At 50.1% G+C, this 407-nt stretch carries 1 protein-coding gene; it reads left to right on the top strand.

The window, feature by feature from the left end; genetic code table 11:
* Positions 1–407 (top strand): transposase (locus AB4238_RS11145; RefSeq protein WP_372033511.1); only part of this gene is annotated, 407 nt, incomplete at both ends.

The raw sequence follows: 407 nt of genomic DNA, 5'->3' as shown, positions 1-407 counted from the left end.
GCCAAAGTATGGCGAGCACGCTTGCTTGAGCAATTGGCAGGCAAGCTCAACATCAAGCTGCCAGCAGCTATCCCAAAGAAGTGGGTGGTAGATTGCCAGCATGTTGGCAAAGGCTTACCTGCCCTGAAGTACTTATCACGCTATCTTTATCGCGGTGTATTGCCCGATAAAAATATCATCAGCAATATCGGTGGCCAAGTTAGCTTTGAATATCAAAACAGCCAAACTAAAGCCACTGAAATACGCACTTTACCCGCTGTTGAGTTTCTGTGGTTGGTGCTGCAACACGTACTCCCTAAGGGCTTACGGCGAGTGAGAGATTATGGCTTACTGCGAGGAGGTGCCGCTTCCCTGCGACAGCGCATACACTTGATGCTGGCGGTTGCAGGTACAGTGTTTGCTCCGCT

This window comes from Shewanella sp. 10N.286.45.A1 (assembly GCF_041470405.1).
GTDB lineage: Bacteria > Pseudomonadota > Gammaproteobacteria > Enterobacterales > Shewanellaceae > Shewanella.
This window is presented reverse-complemented; position numbering and strand designations above follow the sequence as displayed.